14 protein-coding genes are annotated in these 15,670 nt (G+C 34.4%); all 14 read left to right on the top strand.

The window, feature by feature from the left end:
- Positions 1-31: 31 nt before the first annotated feature.
- The 14 genes from OLD84_RS16310 (at position 32) to OLD84_RS16245 (ending at position 15,617) form a co-directional block, all read left to right on the top strand.
- Positions 32-1,285: an extracellular solute-binding protein gene (locus OLD84_RS16310; RefSeq protein ID WP_209462493.1), complete on the top strand. Its 1,254-nt coding sequence runs from the start codon at positions 32-34 to the stop codon at positions 1,283-1,285.
- Positions 1,286-1,349: 64 nt separating this feature from the next.
- On the top strand, positions 1,350-2,228 hold the full coding sequence (locus OLD84_RS16305) for a carbohydrate ABC transporter permease (RefSeq protein WP_209462492.1): 879 nt from the start codon (positions 1,350-1,352) through the stop codon (positions 2,226-2,228).
- A gap of 48 nt (positions 2,229-2,276) precedes the next feature.
- On the top strand, positions 2,277-3,122 hold the full coding sequence (locus tag OLD84_RS16300; protein ID WP_209462576.1) for a carbohydrate ABC transporter permease: 846 nt from the start codon (positions 2,277-2,279) through the stop codon (positions 3,120-3,122).
- An 82-nt stretch (positions 3,123-3,204) separates the two neighbouring features.
- Positions 3,205-3,630, top strand: coding sequence for a hypothetical protein (locus tag OLD84_RS16295; protein WP_209462491.1), 426 nt, complete (start codon positions 3,205-3,207; stop codon positions 3,628-3,630).
- A 107-nt stretch (positions 3,631-3,737) separates the two neighbouring features.
- On the top strand, positions 3,738-4,001 hold the full coding sequence (locus tag OLD84_RS16290) for a substrate-binding domain-containing protein (protein WP_264917232.1): 264 nt from the start codon (positions 3,738-3,740) through the stop codon (positions 3,999-4,001).
- A 252-nt stretch (positions 4,002-4,253) separates the two neighbouring features.
- A complete protein-coding gene (gene chvE / locus OLD84_RS16285; protein WP_209462490.1) occupies positions 4,254-5,333 on the top strand; it encodes a multiple monosaccharide ABC transporter substrate-binding protein in 1,080 nt (359 codons plus the stop codon).
- 83 nt (positions 5,334-5,416) lie between these two features.
- Positions 5,417-6,952, top strand: coding sequence for a multiple monosaccharide ABC transporter ATP-binding protein (gene mmsA / locus OLD84_RS16280; protein ID WP_209462489.1), 1,536 nt, complete (start codon positions 5,417-5,419; stop codon positions 6,950-6,952).
- A 3-nt stretch (positions 6,953-6,955) separates the two neighbouring features.
- Positions 6,956-8,113, top strand: coding sequence for a multiple monosaccharide ABC transporter permease (gene mmsB, locus OLD84_RS16275; RefSeq protein ID WP_209462488.1), 1,158 nt, complete (start codon positions 6,956-6,958; stop codon positions 8,111-8,113).
- Between the two features lie 495 nt (positions 8,114-8,608).
- On the top strand, positions 8,609-9,679 hold the full coding sequence (locus OLD84_RS16270) for an arabinan endo-1,5-alpha-L-arabinosidase (RefSeq protein WP_245301502.1): 1,071 nt from the start codon (positions 8,609-8,611) through the stop codon (positions 9,677-9,679).
- 322 nt (positions 9,680-10,001) lie between these two features.
- Complete coding sequence (locus OLD84_RS16265) at positions 10,002-11,339, top strand: ABC transporter substrate-binding protein (RefSeq protein ID WP_209462487.1); 1,338 nt, start codon at positions 10,002-10,004, stop codon at positions 11,337-11,339.
- A gap of 169 nt (positions 11,340-11,508) precedes the next feature.
- Positions 11,509-13,020 (top strand): arabinosylfuranosidase ArfA, encoded by a 1,512-nt coding sequence (arfA, locus tag OLD84_RS16260; protein ID WP_209462486.1) that lies wholly within the window; start codon positions 11,509-11,511, stop codon positions 13,018-13,020.
- Positions 13,021-13,089: 69 nt separating this feature from the next.
- Positions 13,090-14,022, top strand: coding sequence for a carbohydrate ABC transporter permease (locus OLD84_RS16255; RefSeq protein WP_209462485.1), 933 nt, complete (start codon positions 13,090-13,092; stop codon positions 14,020-14,022).
- Entirely contained in the window at positions 14,023-14,865 is an 843-nt protein-coding gene (locus OLD84_RS16250; RefSeq protein WP_209462484.1) for a carbohydrate ABC transporter permease, read from the top strand. It begins immediately after the preceding gene.
- 116 nt (positions 14,866-14,981) lie between these two features.
- The gene (locus OLD84_RS16245) at positions 14,982-15,617 is read left to right on the top strand and encodes a YesL family protein (RefSeq protein WP_209462483.1); all 636 of its coding nucleotides are present in this window, start codon (positions 14,982-14,984) and stop codon (positions 15,615-15,617) included.
- Positions 15,618-15,670: the final 53 nt, after the last annotated feature.

Genomic DNA, 15,670 nt, shown 5'->3' with positions numbered 1-15,670 from the left:
TTAATAAATTAAGAAGTTGGGGGCTTATATAATGAAAAAAATATCAATACTTATTACGTTGTTTTCCCTTACCCTACTTATATTAGCGGGATGTAGTAACGATGAATACACGATTGAGTTTTGGACACCGTTAACAGGTGAGGATGGTGCTTACATGAATCAGATTACAGAAGATTACAATGAAACAGATCCAGAGTTTGAAGTAGAACATATTGTAACGTCTGATATGTATACAAAAATGTACACTGTAATGAATTCTGGTAGTGATATACCTGATTTAGCAATTATCCATGCTGATCGTATCCAAAGTTTTGCTCAACAAGGTTTACTGGAACCAATGACAGGTATTATTGATGCGCAGCCAGAATTGAAACCAGAAAATTACTTAGCGGAAGGTTGGGATGCAGGAATTATAGATGGTACACAGTATACTATTCCACTAGATATTCATGGTAGTGCTATGTATTATAATGAAGATTTGCTTGCTAAATATGGGGTGGAGCACTTTTTGGATGATGATGTAGTTACTTTCGATGAAATATTATCTCTAGAAGGTCAACTAGAAGAGGGAGATTATGTCGTAAATGATGCGTTAATTAGTTGGGTAGTTTTAGCGCAGATTCAAAATCTTGGGGGGGAAATCCAAGATGAAAATGGACCAGCCATTAATACACCTGAAATGAAACAAGCGATTGAAACGATTAAATCAATCGCAGATACTGGATTGATGACCCCTTATGGTGAAGATGGCTTCTTAATGTTCCAATCAGGAAATGTACTATTCTCAACGGATGGAACCTGGAGTTCAACAGCGCATGCACAAGTTGAAAATTTGAACTTCGGTGTAACAAATACCTATGCATTTGAATCTGATACATTCCATAATAGATCTTCTGCACACTTGTTTTCTATGTTAGAAAATGAAGAAAGAAATGACGAAAAAGAAGAAGGAATTGGTGAATTCTTAGAGTATGTACGGCAAAATTCGATCGAATGGGCAGAGGCTGGACAAAATGTAGCAAGTGTTGATGTGATTGAAAGCCCTGATTATGACAACTATATGCAATCGTTCTTTACTTCTAGCGAAGAACAAGAGGATTCTTTATACATTTATACAGATCTGTATTATCCATATATTCAAGAAGCTTTGGATGAATATTTGCCAGAAATAATCCATGGTGAAATGGATCTTGATCAAGGATTAGAGGCTATGCAAAATTTCGCTGAGGATAGAGTTGTTGAAGGGTCATTAGAAATAGAAAATATTGAAATAGAGGATGAATAGATAGAATAAAAAGTAATGTGTTTTAATATTGACGCATTACTTTGATTCATAGGAGGTCGTAGTATTGTACAATAAAAATAAATTAGCACCTGCATTCTTTATAGGACCCCATATAATTTTATTTGTTGTATTTATATTAATACCATCGTTATATGGAATTTATGCTTCATTTACACAATGGAATTTAGTAAGTGACCCGGTATGGGTAGGTTTGGATAACTATAGAACAATACTCTTTAATAAAGAGTCGTCTTTCTCCAGTGAATTTTATAATGGTATGAAAAATACTCTTATATTTGTAGGTATTAGTGTTCCAGTAATGATTATTCTTCCATTATTAATTGCTGTTTCATTGGAGCATAAAGACTTGAGAATGAAAAATGTTTTTCAGTCAATTGTATATATTCCCGGATTGATCTCCATCTCAGCAGCAACACTTCTTTGGTCTTTGATATTTAATAGACAATTAGGAGTAGTTAATAATTTATTTGGATCTGATACTGTTTGGGCATCGACCCAACCATATGCTTGGATTACAATTTTTGTAATTACTACATGGGCTGGTATTGGCGGAAATATGATTATATACCGCGCTTCTATTAATGGTGTCTCTAAAGATTTGTACGAATCAGCAGAAATTGATGGGGCGGGAAAAATAAGAAAATTCTTTAATATAACATTGCCATCTATCCGTTTCCCATTAATTTATACAATGGTGATGACAACAGCTGGTTCCTTTAATGTGTTTGCTCAACCGTTAATGATGACACAGGGGGGGCCGGGACAGAGTACCACTGTTTTGATGATGTATATTCGTGACTTGGCATTTAGTCATGGAGAATCAATAGCAGGAATAGCATCAGCAATGGCAGTAATGTTAGGATTAGTTATTTTGGTAGTCTCAGCTTTGCAGTTTTACTTGATGAGCCGTAATGCTTCATAGATAACGATGCTTATTAGGAATGGATTCAAGAAAGGAAGGGATGACTAAATTTTTAAAAAAATTAATATATCAAAATATCTAGCTTATCTATTTTTAATCGTTGTTTGTTTGATTTGGATTATTCCCCTTATATTTGGTATTGCTACATCATTTCGCTCTCAAACAGAAGTCGTTTCCACTGGTTTTAGACTATTACCCGTTAACTGGGTAATTGAAAACTACGCTGCAGTTTTGAGTGATACATCAACAGCACCTATTTTACGTTGGATATGGAACTCCATATTCATCTCAACTACACATACATTCTTAGTGCTTGTTGTTATTTCAGTTACAGCATATGGTTATTCTCGTATGAAGTTTAAAGGAAGAGATGTATTATTTTTTACATTACTAGGTATTTCTTTCTTTCCTAATGTTGTAAATTTAATTCCTTCTTATAAAATTATCGATACGTTAGGTTGGGTTAACACACCTTGGGCAATGATAGTTCCAGGATTAGCAGGAATGGGGAATATATTTTTAGTTAGACAGTTTATGAAAGGGATACCGAAGGATTTGGATGAATCAGCACGTATAGATGGTGCGAGTGATTTTAAAATATACTACAAGATAATTTTACCAATGATTAAGCCAGTTTTAATTGTGTGTGCTTTATTTTCATTTACAGGATCATGGAATGATTTTCTCTGGCCAGTTATCGTTTATACGGATGTGGAAAAAATGCCTGTTACAGCTGGATTGCTTTTGCTACAAGATGTTTATGGTAATTATAGTATGATTGGACAATTAATGGGTTCGGCATTATTAGCTGTAATTCCAACAATGTTATTATTTTTCTTCGCACAAAAGTACTTTGTACAGTCACTGGACTTGAGTTCTGGTATTAAAGGATAAGAAACCAGTTTAAGATATGGGGGCAGATTATTTGGTAGTACTTCCCAGGAAAAAATCTGTTTGAAAAGGTGAGGAATCAAAAATGAACAGAGGTTTGGAAAGGAAATTGTTAATAATTGGATCGATTTGGAACCTATTCACCTCTCTTTTAACAATTTTTAGTTATAACACATGGTTCAATAAAGAAGGCGCTCAACAGCTACAAAACGCTGATTTTAATTTGATGATAACAGGAACGCAATTGATAGATAATCTATCGAGAGTGATATTAACATTCGGTTTATTCATGTTCGTGGGTTCCATCGTGAACTTCCTTGTTGCATTAAAAATGCAGGATAATATCATTCAATACAAAGTATTAATTTGGATTTTTATATGGGGAATAGTCCAATTATTTTCTATGGACATTATAGGATTTGTAATATTTTTGATTGCATTTGTTATTTACTTATCAAAAAATAAAGCAGTAAATTTATCAAAAATGCATATTAAAGCAATAATTACATAGCTAACTAAAATATGATTAGTGCTAAATCTATGTATTAATTTTAATATTAAATTATTTGAATAGTTGATAAATAAAAAGATAAATTATTACAAATAGATCAGAAGAATGTGGTATTAGCTGTAAAGAACAACTCGATTACGGGGTTGGTTTGTTATAATTATGAACTCGCAATGAAGTTACTCGATATATTGCGAACGGACAATATACAGGTACCTCAAGATATATCTATTGTTGGGTATGATGATTCTTTTTTAGCAGACGTATCAGAGGTTAAATTAACTTCCATCGAGCATCCAAAAAGTGAAAAGGGAGACGCTGCAGCAAATACAGTTTTAGATTTGATAAAATCGACGAGAGATAAAGTAAAATAAAAGTTACTTCAATTGTCATCTTACTTTGATATATAAGATGACATTTTTTTATATAGAATTTTCAAATAATTTTAAACTATTATTGCAAAGTGAGTAGAACTGTTTTATAATAATTGTACGTATAAGATGATATTAAATGGTATGCATGTTGTACGCATGATTTTTTGTTATTATGCAAAATAAAAAAATTTACGTTTGCATGAAAGCGTTATCTATTATTTTTTGTATAATTACAATTTAGGGGGAAAAGAAATGAAGAAATTTAGTTGGATTGTCTCTATTATAATACTTGCTATTGTAATAGTAGGGTGCAGTGATGATGCTAGTAGTGAAGGTGGAGGGGATAGCGAAACAGTGGGAATAGCTATGCCTACACAATCCTCTGAAAGATGGGTGCTTGATGGAGAGAACATGGAAAGCGAATTTGAAGAATTAGGTTATGAAGTTGATTTACAATACGCAGAAGACGTTGTTGAAAACCAAGTTTCACAAATCGAAAACATGATAACCAGGGGTGTAGATGCCCTTGTTATTGCATCTATTGATGGAGAAGCACTGACAGAAGTATTAGAACAAGCAGAAAACCAGGAAATCCCAGTGATTGCATATGATCGTTTAATTATGAACAGTGATCATGTTAGTTATTATGCAACATTTGATAACTTTAAAGTTGGAGAGCTACAGGGTCAATACATTGAAGAGGAATTAGAATTAGCAGATGGAGAAGGTCCGTTTAATATTGAACTTTTTGCTGGATCACCAGATGATAACAATGCGTATTTCTACTGGGATGGTGCAATGTCAGTACTTCAGTCGTATATCGATGAAGGTCAATTAGTAGTTCAAAGTGACCAGACTGATTTCGAACAAGGTGCAACACTAAGATGGGACGGAGCTGAGGCGCAAGAACGTATGGATAACTTATTAAGTGCCCATTATTCCAGTGAAGAAATAGATGTGGTTTACTCACCCTTTGATGGTATAAGTAGAGGAGTAATTTCCTCATTAAAAGCAGTGGGTTATGGTTCAGATTCTAATTCAATGCCAATTGTTACTGGACAAGACGCAGAATTATCATCCATCAAATCTATTATTGCTGGTGAACAAACACAAACAATATTTAAAGATACAAGAAAGTTAGCTGAAAGTGCGGTTGATATGACAGACTCAATACTTAATGACGAAGAACCTGAAGTAAATGATACAGAAACATACGAAAATGGAGAGAAAGTGGTTCCATCTAACTTATTAGAACCAATTTCTGTAGATATCGATAATTATGAAGAAGAGCTTATAGATTCAGGTTATTATACAGAAGACCAACTACAGTAATATTAAACATTAACATGGATGATTTAGCATAATGAAAGCGCTAAATCATCCCACTTATTTTCATTAAAGAAGGTGTGATAACAATGGCAGCGACAATTTTGGAAATGAAAGGAATAACAAAAACATTTCCAGGTGTTAAAGCATTAGAAGATGTAAACTTTAAAGTTGATGAAGGTGAAATACATGCACTTATAGGTGAAAATGGTGCAGGAAAGTCAACTTTAATGAAAGTGTTAAGTGGCGTGCATCCATATGGGACATACGCTGGGGATATTGTTTTTCAGGAAAATAGATGTGAATTTAAAAGTATTAATGGAAGTGAGGATTTAGGTATTGTTATTATTCATCAAGAGCTTGCTTTGATCCCTGATTTATCGATTGCAGAAAATATATTTTTAGGAAATGAGAATGCGAAGAAAGGTATTATTAATTGGAATAAAACAATTATGGATACAAGAGAGTTGCTAGGTAAAGTTGGTCTGAAGGTAGATCCTCAAGAGAAAATCAAAAACATCGGAGTAGGTCAACAACAATTAGTGGAAATTGCTAAGGCGCTATCTAAAGAAGTAAAACTATTAATTTTGGATGAACCAACAGCTGCTTTAAATGAAGAAGATAGTGAAAATCTTTTACAGCTATTACTAGAATTCAAGAAACAAGGCATGACGTCTATTATGATTTCCCATAAATTAAACGAACTTTTTAAGGTGGCAGATAGCATAACGGTAATTCGCGATGGGCAAACAGTTAATACATATTCTATTAAGAAAGATAAAGTTACCGAGAATAAAATAATCAAAGATATGGTTGGGCGTGACTTATCAAATTTATACCCAGAACGTAAAAACAATAGTAAAGATGAAGTTGTTTTTGAAATAAAAGACTGGTCTGTATATCATGCACAAGACGCTGAAAGGCAAGTATTAAACAATGTTAATATAAATGTTAAACGAGGAGAGATTGTTGGTATAGCTGGTTTAATGGGGGCAGGAAGAACAGAATTGGCAATGAGTGTGTTTGGGAAGTCCTATGGCAGAAAAATTTCAGGTCAACTTTTTAAAGAGGGTAAAGAAGTTACTTTTCATAATGTAAGTCAGGCAATTGAACATGGCATCGCCTATGTATCTGAGAATCGAAAAGAATATGGTTTGATTCTAATTGATAGTGTTAAAGATAATTTAACGCTAGCGAATTTAAATGAATTATCGAAAAAAAATATTGTCGATTCAAATAAGGAAGCCATAGATGCAGAAATGCTTAAATCTAAAATTAATATTAAAACTCCTAGTATTCAACAGAAAACTGTAAACCTAAGTGGGGGGAATCAACAAAAGGTAGTGTTAGGAAAGTGGATATATACTGATCCAGATATTTTAATATTAGACGAGCCAACCCGGGGAATAGACGTTGGAGCTAAACTAGAAATCTATAAAGTTATTAACGAACTTGCTGAGCAAGGGAAGAGTATTATTTTGATTTCATCCGAACTACCTGAATTATTGGGTATGTGTGATCGCATATATACGCTTAGTGAAGGTGAAATTACAGGAGATCACGATATAAGTGTTGCAAACCAAGAATCATTAATGAAATATATGACGCAAAGCAGGAGGTCGTAAACAATGGATGGTATTAAACAGTTCGTTAGTAATAACATGAGAAAATTCGGAATGATTATTGCGTTAGTTGGTATTACCATTTTATTTCAGATTTTAACGGGTGGAATTCTATTAACACCATTAAATATAACGAATATAATTATGCAAAACAGCTATATTATTATATTAGCAATTGGTATGATGCTGGTTATAATTACAGGAGAAATTGATTTATCAGTTGGTTCTGTAGCTGCGTTTATAGGAGCGGTAGCAGGTGTATTGTTAGTAACCTATGATTTACCAGTATATCTGGCAATATTACTATGTTTAGTTATAGGAGCTATTATAGGAGCATGGCAAGGTTTTTGGGTTGCCTATGTAAATATTCCAGCATTTATTGTTACATTGGGTGGAATGTTAATTTTCCGAGGTCTGACATTGGTAGTGTTAGGCGGACAAACGCTAGCTCCATTTCCTGAAAGTTTCCGAAGTTTGAGCTCTTCTTTCTTGCCTGACTTATTTGGTGGAGGAGAGATTGATGTATTTACTGTTTTGATCGGTTTAGTAGTATCAATTTTATTTATACTTAACGAGTTGAATCTACGACGAACAGATAAGAAATATAACTTTAACACAACGGCTTTTCCTATATTTATAGTTAAGATTGTTTTGTTTCTTGGTTTAATTAACTTATTTACTTACGTATTAGCGCAATACGCAGGAATCCCTTACGTATTAATCATTTTATTGGTACTAATAGTTGGATATACATTTATTATGAACAAAACAGTCACTGGTAGACATATTTATGCTGTTGGTGGTAACACGAATGCTGCACAGTTATCAGGTGTTAAAACGAAAAAAATGAAGTTCTGGGTATTTGTTAATATGGGAGCCTTATCTGCACTAGCGGGTATTGTTTTTGCTGGTAGATTAAATGCTGCAACACCACAAGCTGGTAACCTGTTCGAACTTGACGCAATTGCTGCAGCAGTGATTGGAGGGGCTTCAATGGCTGGCGGTGTTGGAACAGTAATTGGAGCTGTAATAGGTGCCTTAGTTATGGGTGTGTTAAATAATGGAATGTCCATCATGGGTATAGGGATTGATTGGCAGCAAGCTATCAAAGGCCTTGTATTATTAGGTGCTGTAGCTTTTGATGTATTAAGTAAAAATAAATAAGTAAGCAATCAAATCTAACCAATGTGTATGTAACTTTGATGCAACGCGTGTTAATGGTGACGGATATGGTAAGAGGTATTAACTAAAGCATGAAGGATAAGATATTGTTTTTACATTTTTAGTCATTCAGATCGCTCCTATGAGTATGTTAATTTTATAATGAACGTAATATCTTATTAGTACGAGTTAAAATTTTTTTGTTCTTATATGAACGAGTGAGGTGTCTTTTAATGTTGTCTAAGCGATAGAAAATGAAAAAAGTGATTATAGCAGACGGGACTGGTTTATCAGAGCCAACTATAATAAAAGGGGTTTAGAACATAGCTTTGATAATATAACGTAGATTATGCCAAAGGACCATTACATTAATAGCTTCAAAATAAATAACTTCCTTATTGGCATTGACACATATGTAAGTACATGTTAGGTTGACTCTTAATATAAAAGCGCTTAATAGAAGTGAAAGTATTACTCAATATGAAAGGGGAATGCACAATGATTGCCAAGGTAAAGTTTATGAAAAGAGGCGTATGGTCGATTGTAACTGTAATGATAGTAGGGTTTTTGTTATTTTCAAATTATCAAGAAAGGGGAGAGGCAAAAGTTAAAGAACCATCGAATAACGCCCCGCCCGAAGGTACAGTACCGATGACTGGAGAAATTGGGGACTATGTAGAAGGAGAAATTGATGATCCAGTGCATGACCCATCGATCTTTAAGGACGGTAACACTTACTATGTTGTGTCAACTGGTATGGCACGAGATACTTCTAACCCTGGAGGAATTTATCTTCGAAAATCAACAGAAACTATAGGAGGATCATGGGAAGCTATTGGAGAAATTCCTGTTCCTGAATGGGTCGAGGACTATAATATTGAACATTTGTGGGCGCCTCATGTGGTGAAAAAAGGTAATACATTTTACTTATATTATTCGGCATCCATTTTTGGAACGAATAATTCTGCTATAGGTGTTGCGAAATCCAATAAGCCTGGTGATATTGATAGCTGGGAAGACTTAGGCCCTGTTTTAACTTCAAAGCCTGGTGAAGCGGATTACAACGCAATAGATCCAACGGTATTTAAGGATAAGGGAAAATGGTGGATGGTATTTGGATCGCACTTTAGCGGCATTCAATTACAGGAACTGGAAAACATGACAGAACCAATAGGTCCAGTATATACAATAGCGAGCCGTGAAAAGACAACGGAGCATAATACCATTGAAGCACCAACAATTTTTAAAAAGGGGAAATATTACTATCTAGTAACTTCATGGGATCAATGTTGTGCGGGTTTAGATAGCACATATAAGGTAGCTATTGGGCGTTCAGAAAATGTAACAGGGCCTTATGTAGACAAAGATGGAGTTCCTCTAACTAAAGGGGGAGGCGAAGTAGTTCTTTCCAGTCACTCTAATCAAATTGGCCCTGGTGGACAGGATATTCTGAAAGATCGTGGAAAGTATTATATGGTTCATCACTACTATGACAGAGATGCCAATGGTGTGATTCGGATGCAGATAAGAAGTATGTATTGGGAAGATGGCTGGCCATATTTTTTCTAGTTTAATTAACAAGTTTGATAGATAATAAATCTGGTACGTATAACTTTTTTGTTATTTAACAAAAACTTATTGACAACTAAATAGGCGAATGGTACTATTTTAAATGAGAAAGATATTTCTAAAAACATATGGAACAATAAGATGCTATGCCTTATTATATGTTTATTTATTATTTTATAAAAGTTTATGTATGCGTTAACAGTTAACACGTAATTCCTTTAAAGATCCTGGGGGGTGAGGCGAACATATTGTTTTTTTAATATTTTTAGTATTTTTAGTATTTATTGTTGAAAACGCTTAAAAACATATGGGGGGTAGTGAAATGAAAAATAAGAGTTTATTAATGTTGTTTATTGGAATTATTGCCTTAGTGCTTGCAGCTTGCGGAGGTGATGACGATGCCTCTGGTGAAGCAGAAGAGGTAGAAGTTATCGGCGAAGAAATCGAAGATGCAACTGAAATCACTTTGTGGACATTTGTTGGTCAGCATATAGACCTTTATAGCGATGCTGCTGAACGATGGAATGAGGAACATCCCGATAGACCAATTCAGTTGGTAGCAGAAACATATCCATTTGAGCAAATGCACAATAATCTTCTACTTGCAATTCAATCAGGGCAAGGTGGACCTGATATCGCAGATATAGAAGCTGGTCAATTTGCAAACTATTTACAAGGAGAAGTGGCATTAGAACCAATGAATGAATATGTTGAACCAGTTTTAGATCAATCCGTAGAAACGCGTTTTGACCTTTATGCACAAGATGGGAATTATTATGGTATACCTACTCATGTAGGGGCGACGGTTATGTATTATAATACAGAAATAATGGATGAAGCAGGTGTGGATATTGACTCTATAGTAACTTGGGATGATTATATAGAAGCTGGAATGAAGGTAACAGAAAATACCGATTCGATGATGTGGAATGTAGGTACCGAAGACTGGTTGATGGATTTATGGCCAATGATTTCTCAACAAGAATCTGATGCTTTTGATGAGAATGGAGAAGTTATATTAGATAATGAAGTAAACGCCGAAACACTTCAATTCTTGCATGATGCAGTCTATGAACACGAAATTGCTGAACTAACTCCAGGTGGAATGAATCAATCAGAAGAATTTTACGGGTATATGAATGATGGAGGTGCAGCAAGTGTTTTAGCGCCAATTTGGTATATGGGAAGATTTATTGATAGTATGCCTGACCTTGAAGGTAAAATGGCTATTCGCCCAATGCCAGCATGGGAAGAAGGAGGAAATCGCTCTGCGGGTATGGGTGGTACAGGCACAGTTGTAACGAAAGAATCTGAGAATGGAGATTTAGCTAAAGAATTTTTAGCTGAAGCAAAAATATCGGAAGAAGGAAATATAAACTTATGGAAAGTACTTGGATTTGACCCGCCTCGCTGGGATACATGGGAAAGTGACGAAATAAGAGAAGATAATATTTACTATGATTATTTCAGTGATAATATTTTTGATATATTACTTGAAGTCAGGGAAGAAATTAATGTGCTAAATATAACAGAGAATACTCCAGATGTAATAGATGAGTATCATACGAATACTACGAATGATGTTTTGCGTAATGATTCGCAGAGTCCTGAGGAAGCCTTAGAACAAGCGGCTGATAAAATTAAAGAAATGCAAGAGTAATAGATAATTAAAAATAGAAAGCAAGGAAATAAACGTGCTTGCTTTCTATTTTTATAATCCAAGCAAAGTCGATTAAGGAAGAGAATTTATTTATAATTAGAAATTTAAATAGATACGCTTCAAAAGGATTTACTAGTTAAAGAGAATGAGTGAAGGAGTGTACTGTGAAATGGAAAAAAAATTAAACGCAAAGTTGACTCTCGATAAAAACAATGAAATCGCTAAAGTAGATGACCGTATTTATGGTTCCTTTATTGAACACCTAGGAAGAGCTGTTTACGGAGGTATTTATGAGCCAAATCATCCTTTATCAGATGAACAAGGATTTCGTAAAGATGTCATTGAACTTGTAAAAGAACTGGATGTTCCAATTGTACGTTATCCAGGAGGAAATATGGTGTCTGCCTATAATTGGGAAGATGGCATAGGGCCGAAGATAGACAGACCACGTAGACTTGAACTTGCATGGCGTACGATTGAAACAAATGAAGTCGGTACAAATGAATTTGCTGATTGGGCAAAAAAGGTAAATGCTGACGTCATGATGGCTGTCAATCTTGGAACTAGAGGAATAGATGCAGCGAGAAACCTTGTTGAATATACAAATCACCCAGGTGGTACATATTGGAGCGACCTAAGAAAGTCGCATGGGTACGAACAGCCTCATAATATTAAGACTTGGTGTCTTGGAAACGAAATGGATGGGCCTTGGCAAGTAGGTCAAAAAACAGCTTATGAATATGGCAGAATAGCAAAGGAAACTGGTAAAGCAATGAAATTGGTGGATCCAACTATTGAACTGGTAGCATGTGGTAGTTCAAATACAGGTATGCCAACTTTTCCTGAATACGAGGCAACCACGCTTGATATTGCATATGAGGAAATAGATTATATATCGCTTCATCAATATTATGGTAACAGGACGAATGATTCTGCAAATTATCTTGCAAATAATATGGATATGGACCATTTTATCAAAACTGTTACTTCGACTTGCGATTATATTAAAGCAAAACACCGCAGTAATAAGACAATTAATCTTAGTTTCGATGAGTGGAATGTCTGGTACCATTCTAACAATGCCGATACGAAAATCGAACCATGGAGTATCGCTCCTCCACAATTAGAAGATGTTTATAACTTTGAGGATGCCTTATTAGTCGGAAGCATGCTTATTACATTTTTACAACATGCTGATCGTGTAAAAATGGCTTGTCTAGCTCAACTCGTTAACGTTATTGCTCCGATTATGACAGAAAATAATGGACGTTCTTGGAAACAAACAATTTTTTATCCATACATGCATGCTTCTTTATATGGCAGAGGGGTTTCCTTACAGCCAATTCTTTCTTCTCCAAAGTATGATAGCAAAGATTTTACAGACGTACCTTATATTGATAGTGCAGCTGTTTATAATGAAGAAAAAGAAGAAGTAACTATTTTTATGGTAAATAAAAATCTAGAGGATGCGATCACTTTAACGGCAGATGTGAGAAGCTTTGCGGGATACAAAGTAGCAGAACATATTGTCATGGAAAATGATGATTTGAAAGCTGTAAATACTGCAGTGAAAGAATCAGTAGTACCGCATAATAATGGCAAGTCCTCTTTGCAAAATGGTGTTTTAGAGGCTGAATTATTGAAATCATCGTGGAATGTAATTCGTATGAAAAAAATGTAAATTGATAAGTAACTTCCTGATACGATTCATACCGCTGATTTTAATAAATAATAGCGAGGAGGAAATTGGATGCCAGAAATTAATGGCACTAAACCTGTAGGTAAACAACCGAATAAACTGATGAAATTATTAAACTCTAAAAATATAGTTCCTTATATTTTTGTTTCACCTTTCATACTTTCATTTTTGGTTCTTACTTTATATCCAGCCGTGCAAGGTATTATCATGAGTTTTCAAAGTATATTACCAGGTCAAGTTGAATTTATTGGGTTAGAAAATTATTCAAGATTAACTAACTCTACATTTTACACAGCACTTTCGAATACAACAATCTATGTAATTTTAACGGTATTAGTTCTCACTATAGTTCCTTTGTTTTTGGCAATATTTCTAAATTCTAAATTTGTTAGATTCAAAACTATATTTCGTGCATCTCTTTTTATTCCTGCCTTAACCTCCACGATTGTAGGGGGGATGATCTTTAGATTAATGTTCGGGGAACAAGATACTGCTGTTGCAAACCAAATTATCAATTGGTTTGGAATTGATTCTGTTGAGTGGCGCTATAATGCCTGGTCCGCTATGTTCTTAATGGTTATCCTTGGTTCATGGCGTTGGATAGGAGTTAATATGTTGTATTTTCTGGCAGCATTGCAAAATGTACCCGGAGAATTATATGAAGCGGCAGAAATTGATGGAGCATCCGCATGGCAGAAATTAAAATTTGTTACTATCCCAAGTGTGAAACCAATTATTATATTTGTTAGTACTATTACCATCATTAATGGCTTCAGAATGTTTGAAGAAAGTTTTGTATTTTGGGAAGCAAGTTCTCCAGGGAATATAGGTTTAACTGTAGTAGGTTATATTTACCAACAAGGTATTGGACAAAATGATATGGGATTTGGTGCAGCAATCGGGGTTGCATTAATGATAATCATATTTATAATCAGTATCATTTATCTACTGCTTACTGGAACCTTTAAAAGGGGTGATGAATAGATGGATGAGAAAGGAAAAATTAAACTCTTAAAATGGATAGCAAATATAGGCTTTGTAATAATTTGTCTGATTGCTTTATTTCCGATAATTAGCTTATTAATTTCATCATTCAGACCTTCTGCCGATTTAATGCAGGATGGAATTAGTTTTAGTATTGATTTTAGTCGGTTAACCCTAGATAACTATACTTATATCTTTACTCAAGCCTCAGAATATTGGACTTGGTATGGAAATAGTTTAATTATCTCAGCTGTTACAATTGTTACGTCTTTGTTTTTTTCATCAATGGTTGGGTATGCATTGGCAGTTTATGATTTTAAAGGAAGAAATTTCTTTTTTATCCTCGTTCTGTTGATTCTTATGGTACCGTTTGAAATCTTAATGTTACCACTTTATCAATTAATGGTTAGTACCCAAATTATTGATACCTATCTGGCAGTGGTATTACCTTTAATTGTTGCTCCAGTAGCAGTGTTTTTCTTTAGACAATATGCTTTAGGTCTGCCGAAACAGTTAATGGATGCAGCGAGAATTGATGGTAGTACAGAATATGGTATATTCTTTAAGATCATGTTGCCATTAATGGGGCCATCGCTAGCAGCAATGGCGATCTTACAAGGGCTTACAAGCTGGAACAATTTTCTCTGGCCTCTACTTGTATTACGTTCAAATGACATGTTTACGTTGCCTATCGGACTGGCAACCTTATTGACACCTTATGGAAATAATTATGATGTATTGATTGCTGGATCAGTAATGACCATCATTCCTATTATGATATTGTTTATCATCTTCCAACGTTATTTTGTGGCAGGACTTACAACCGGAGGGGTCAAAGGATAATTATCTTATTACTACGTCAAGCTTTTTCGTATGACATTCTGAGAAAACTAGGGGCTTATTGTTAAATTATTATTTATGCCAAAAACGAAACTGGATGATAAAGGAGAGGTGGAAAGTTGAATGCTAATGGAGTAGTGACATCACTAGATAAAATTATGCACTGGGTTACAAAATTAGCCTTTTTAAATTTCCTTTGGATAGTTTTTTCGATATTTGGTTTGTTTGTTGCAGGCGTATTTCCAGCAACAGTTGCCACTTTAAATATATCTAGAAAATGGATAGGTGGACAGCAAGATATAAAAATATGGAAGTCTTTTAAAAGTATATATCGTCAGGAATTTATTTCCGCAAATTTGCTAGGGTGGTTGTTTGCATTGATCGGTTTGGTGCTTTATTTTAATTATCGTCTCCTTGCGGCATCTCAAGGCGAAGTAATATTTATTGTTCCGTTCGCTTTTTATATTGTGATTTTTATGTATATCTTAACTGTTATCTGGACATTTCCGTTGTTGGCCTATTATCAAGCAAGTATTATGCGGCATCTTAAAAATGCACTGGTTATAGGTTTAACAAAGATACATATTTCTATTGCAAAAGTGATCGTTATATTTTCAGTGCTTTATTTATCCCTTGAACTCCCTGTTTTGATCCCTTTTTATACTTTTAGCATTTGTTCATTGGTATGGATTTGGCTATCGATGCATGTATTTTCAAAGTTAGATAACAGATCTATAAGTGAAAAAAATCTGTGAGTCTTTACTAGGTTTATATGGGAATTGTTTCATTGTAATTCAAAAATATACGA

This window comes from Virgibacillus natechei, from assembly GCF_026013645.1.
GTDB classification, from domain to species: Bacteria; Bacillota; Bacilli; order Bacillales; family Amphibacillaceae; genus Virgibacillus_L; species Virgibacillus_L natechei.
Note: the sequence above shows the minus strand (reverse complement) of the source record. Positions and strands in the feature narration are given on the sequence as shown.

Coding starts and splice junctions, on each gene's coding strand:
- OLD84_RS16270 (WP_245301502.1), top strand. CDS start 8,609: ATGATTGCCAAGGTAAAGTTTATGAAAAGAGGCGTATGGTCGATTGTA.
- mmsA (WP_209462489.1), top strand. CDS start 5,417: ATGGCAGCGACAATTTTGGAAATGAAAGGAATAACAAAAACATTTCCA.
- mmsB (WP_209462488.1), top strand. CDS start 6,956: ATGGATGGTATTAAACAGTTCGTTAGTAATAACATGAGAAAATTCGGA.
- OLD84_RS16265 (WP_209462487.1), top strand. CDS start 10,002: ATGAAAAATAAGAGTTTATTAATGTTGTTTATTGGAATTATTGCCTTA.
- chvE (WP_209462490.1), top strand. CDS start 4,254: ATGAAGAAATTTAGTTGGATTGTCTCTATTATAATACTTGCTATTGTA.
- OLD84_RS16310 (WP_209462493.1), top strand. CDS start 32: ATGAAAAAAATATCAATACTTATTACGTTGTTTTCCCTTACCCTACTT.
- OLD84_RS16250 (WP_209462484.1), top strand. CDS start 14,023: ATGGATGAGAAAGGAAAAATTAAACTCTTAAAATGGATAGCAAATATA.
- OLD84_RS16255 (WP_209462485.1), top strand. CDS start 13,090: ATGCCAGAAATTAATGGCACTAAACCTGTAGGTAAACAACCGAATAAA.
- arfA (WP_209462486.1), top strand. CDS start 11,509: ATGGAAAAAAAATTAAACGCAAAGTTGACTCTCGATAAAAACAATGAA.
- OLD84_RS16295 (WP_209462491.1), top strand. CDS start 3,205: ATGAACAGAGGTTTGGAAAGGAAATTGTTAATAATTGGATCGATTTGG.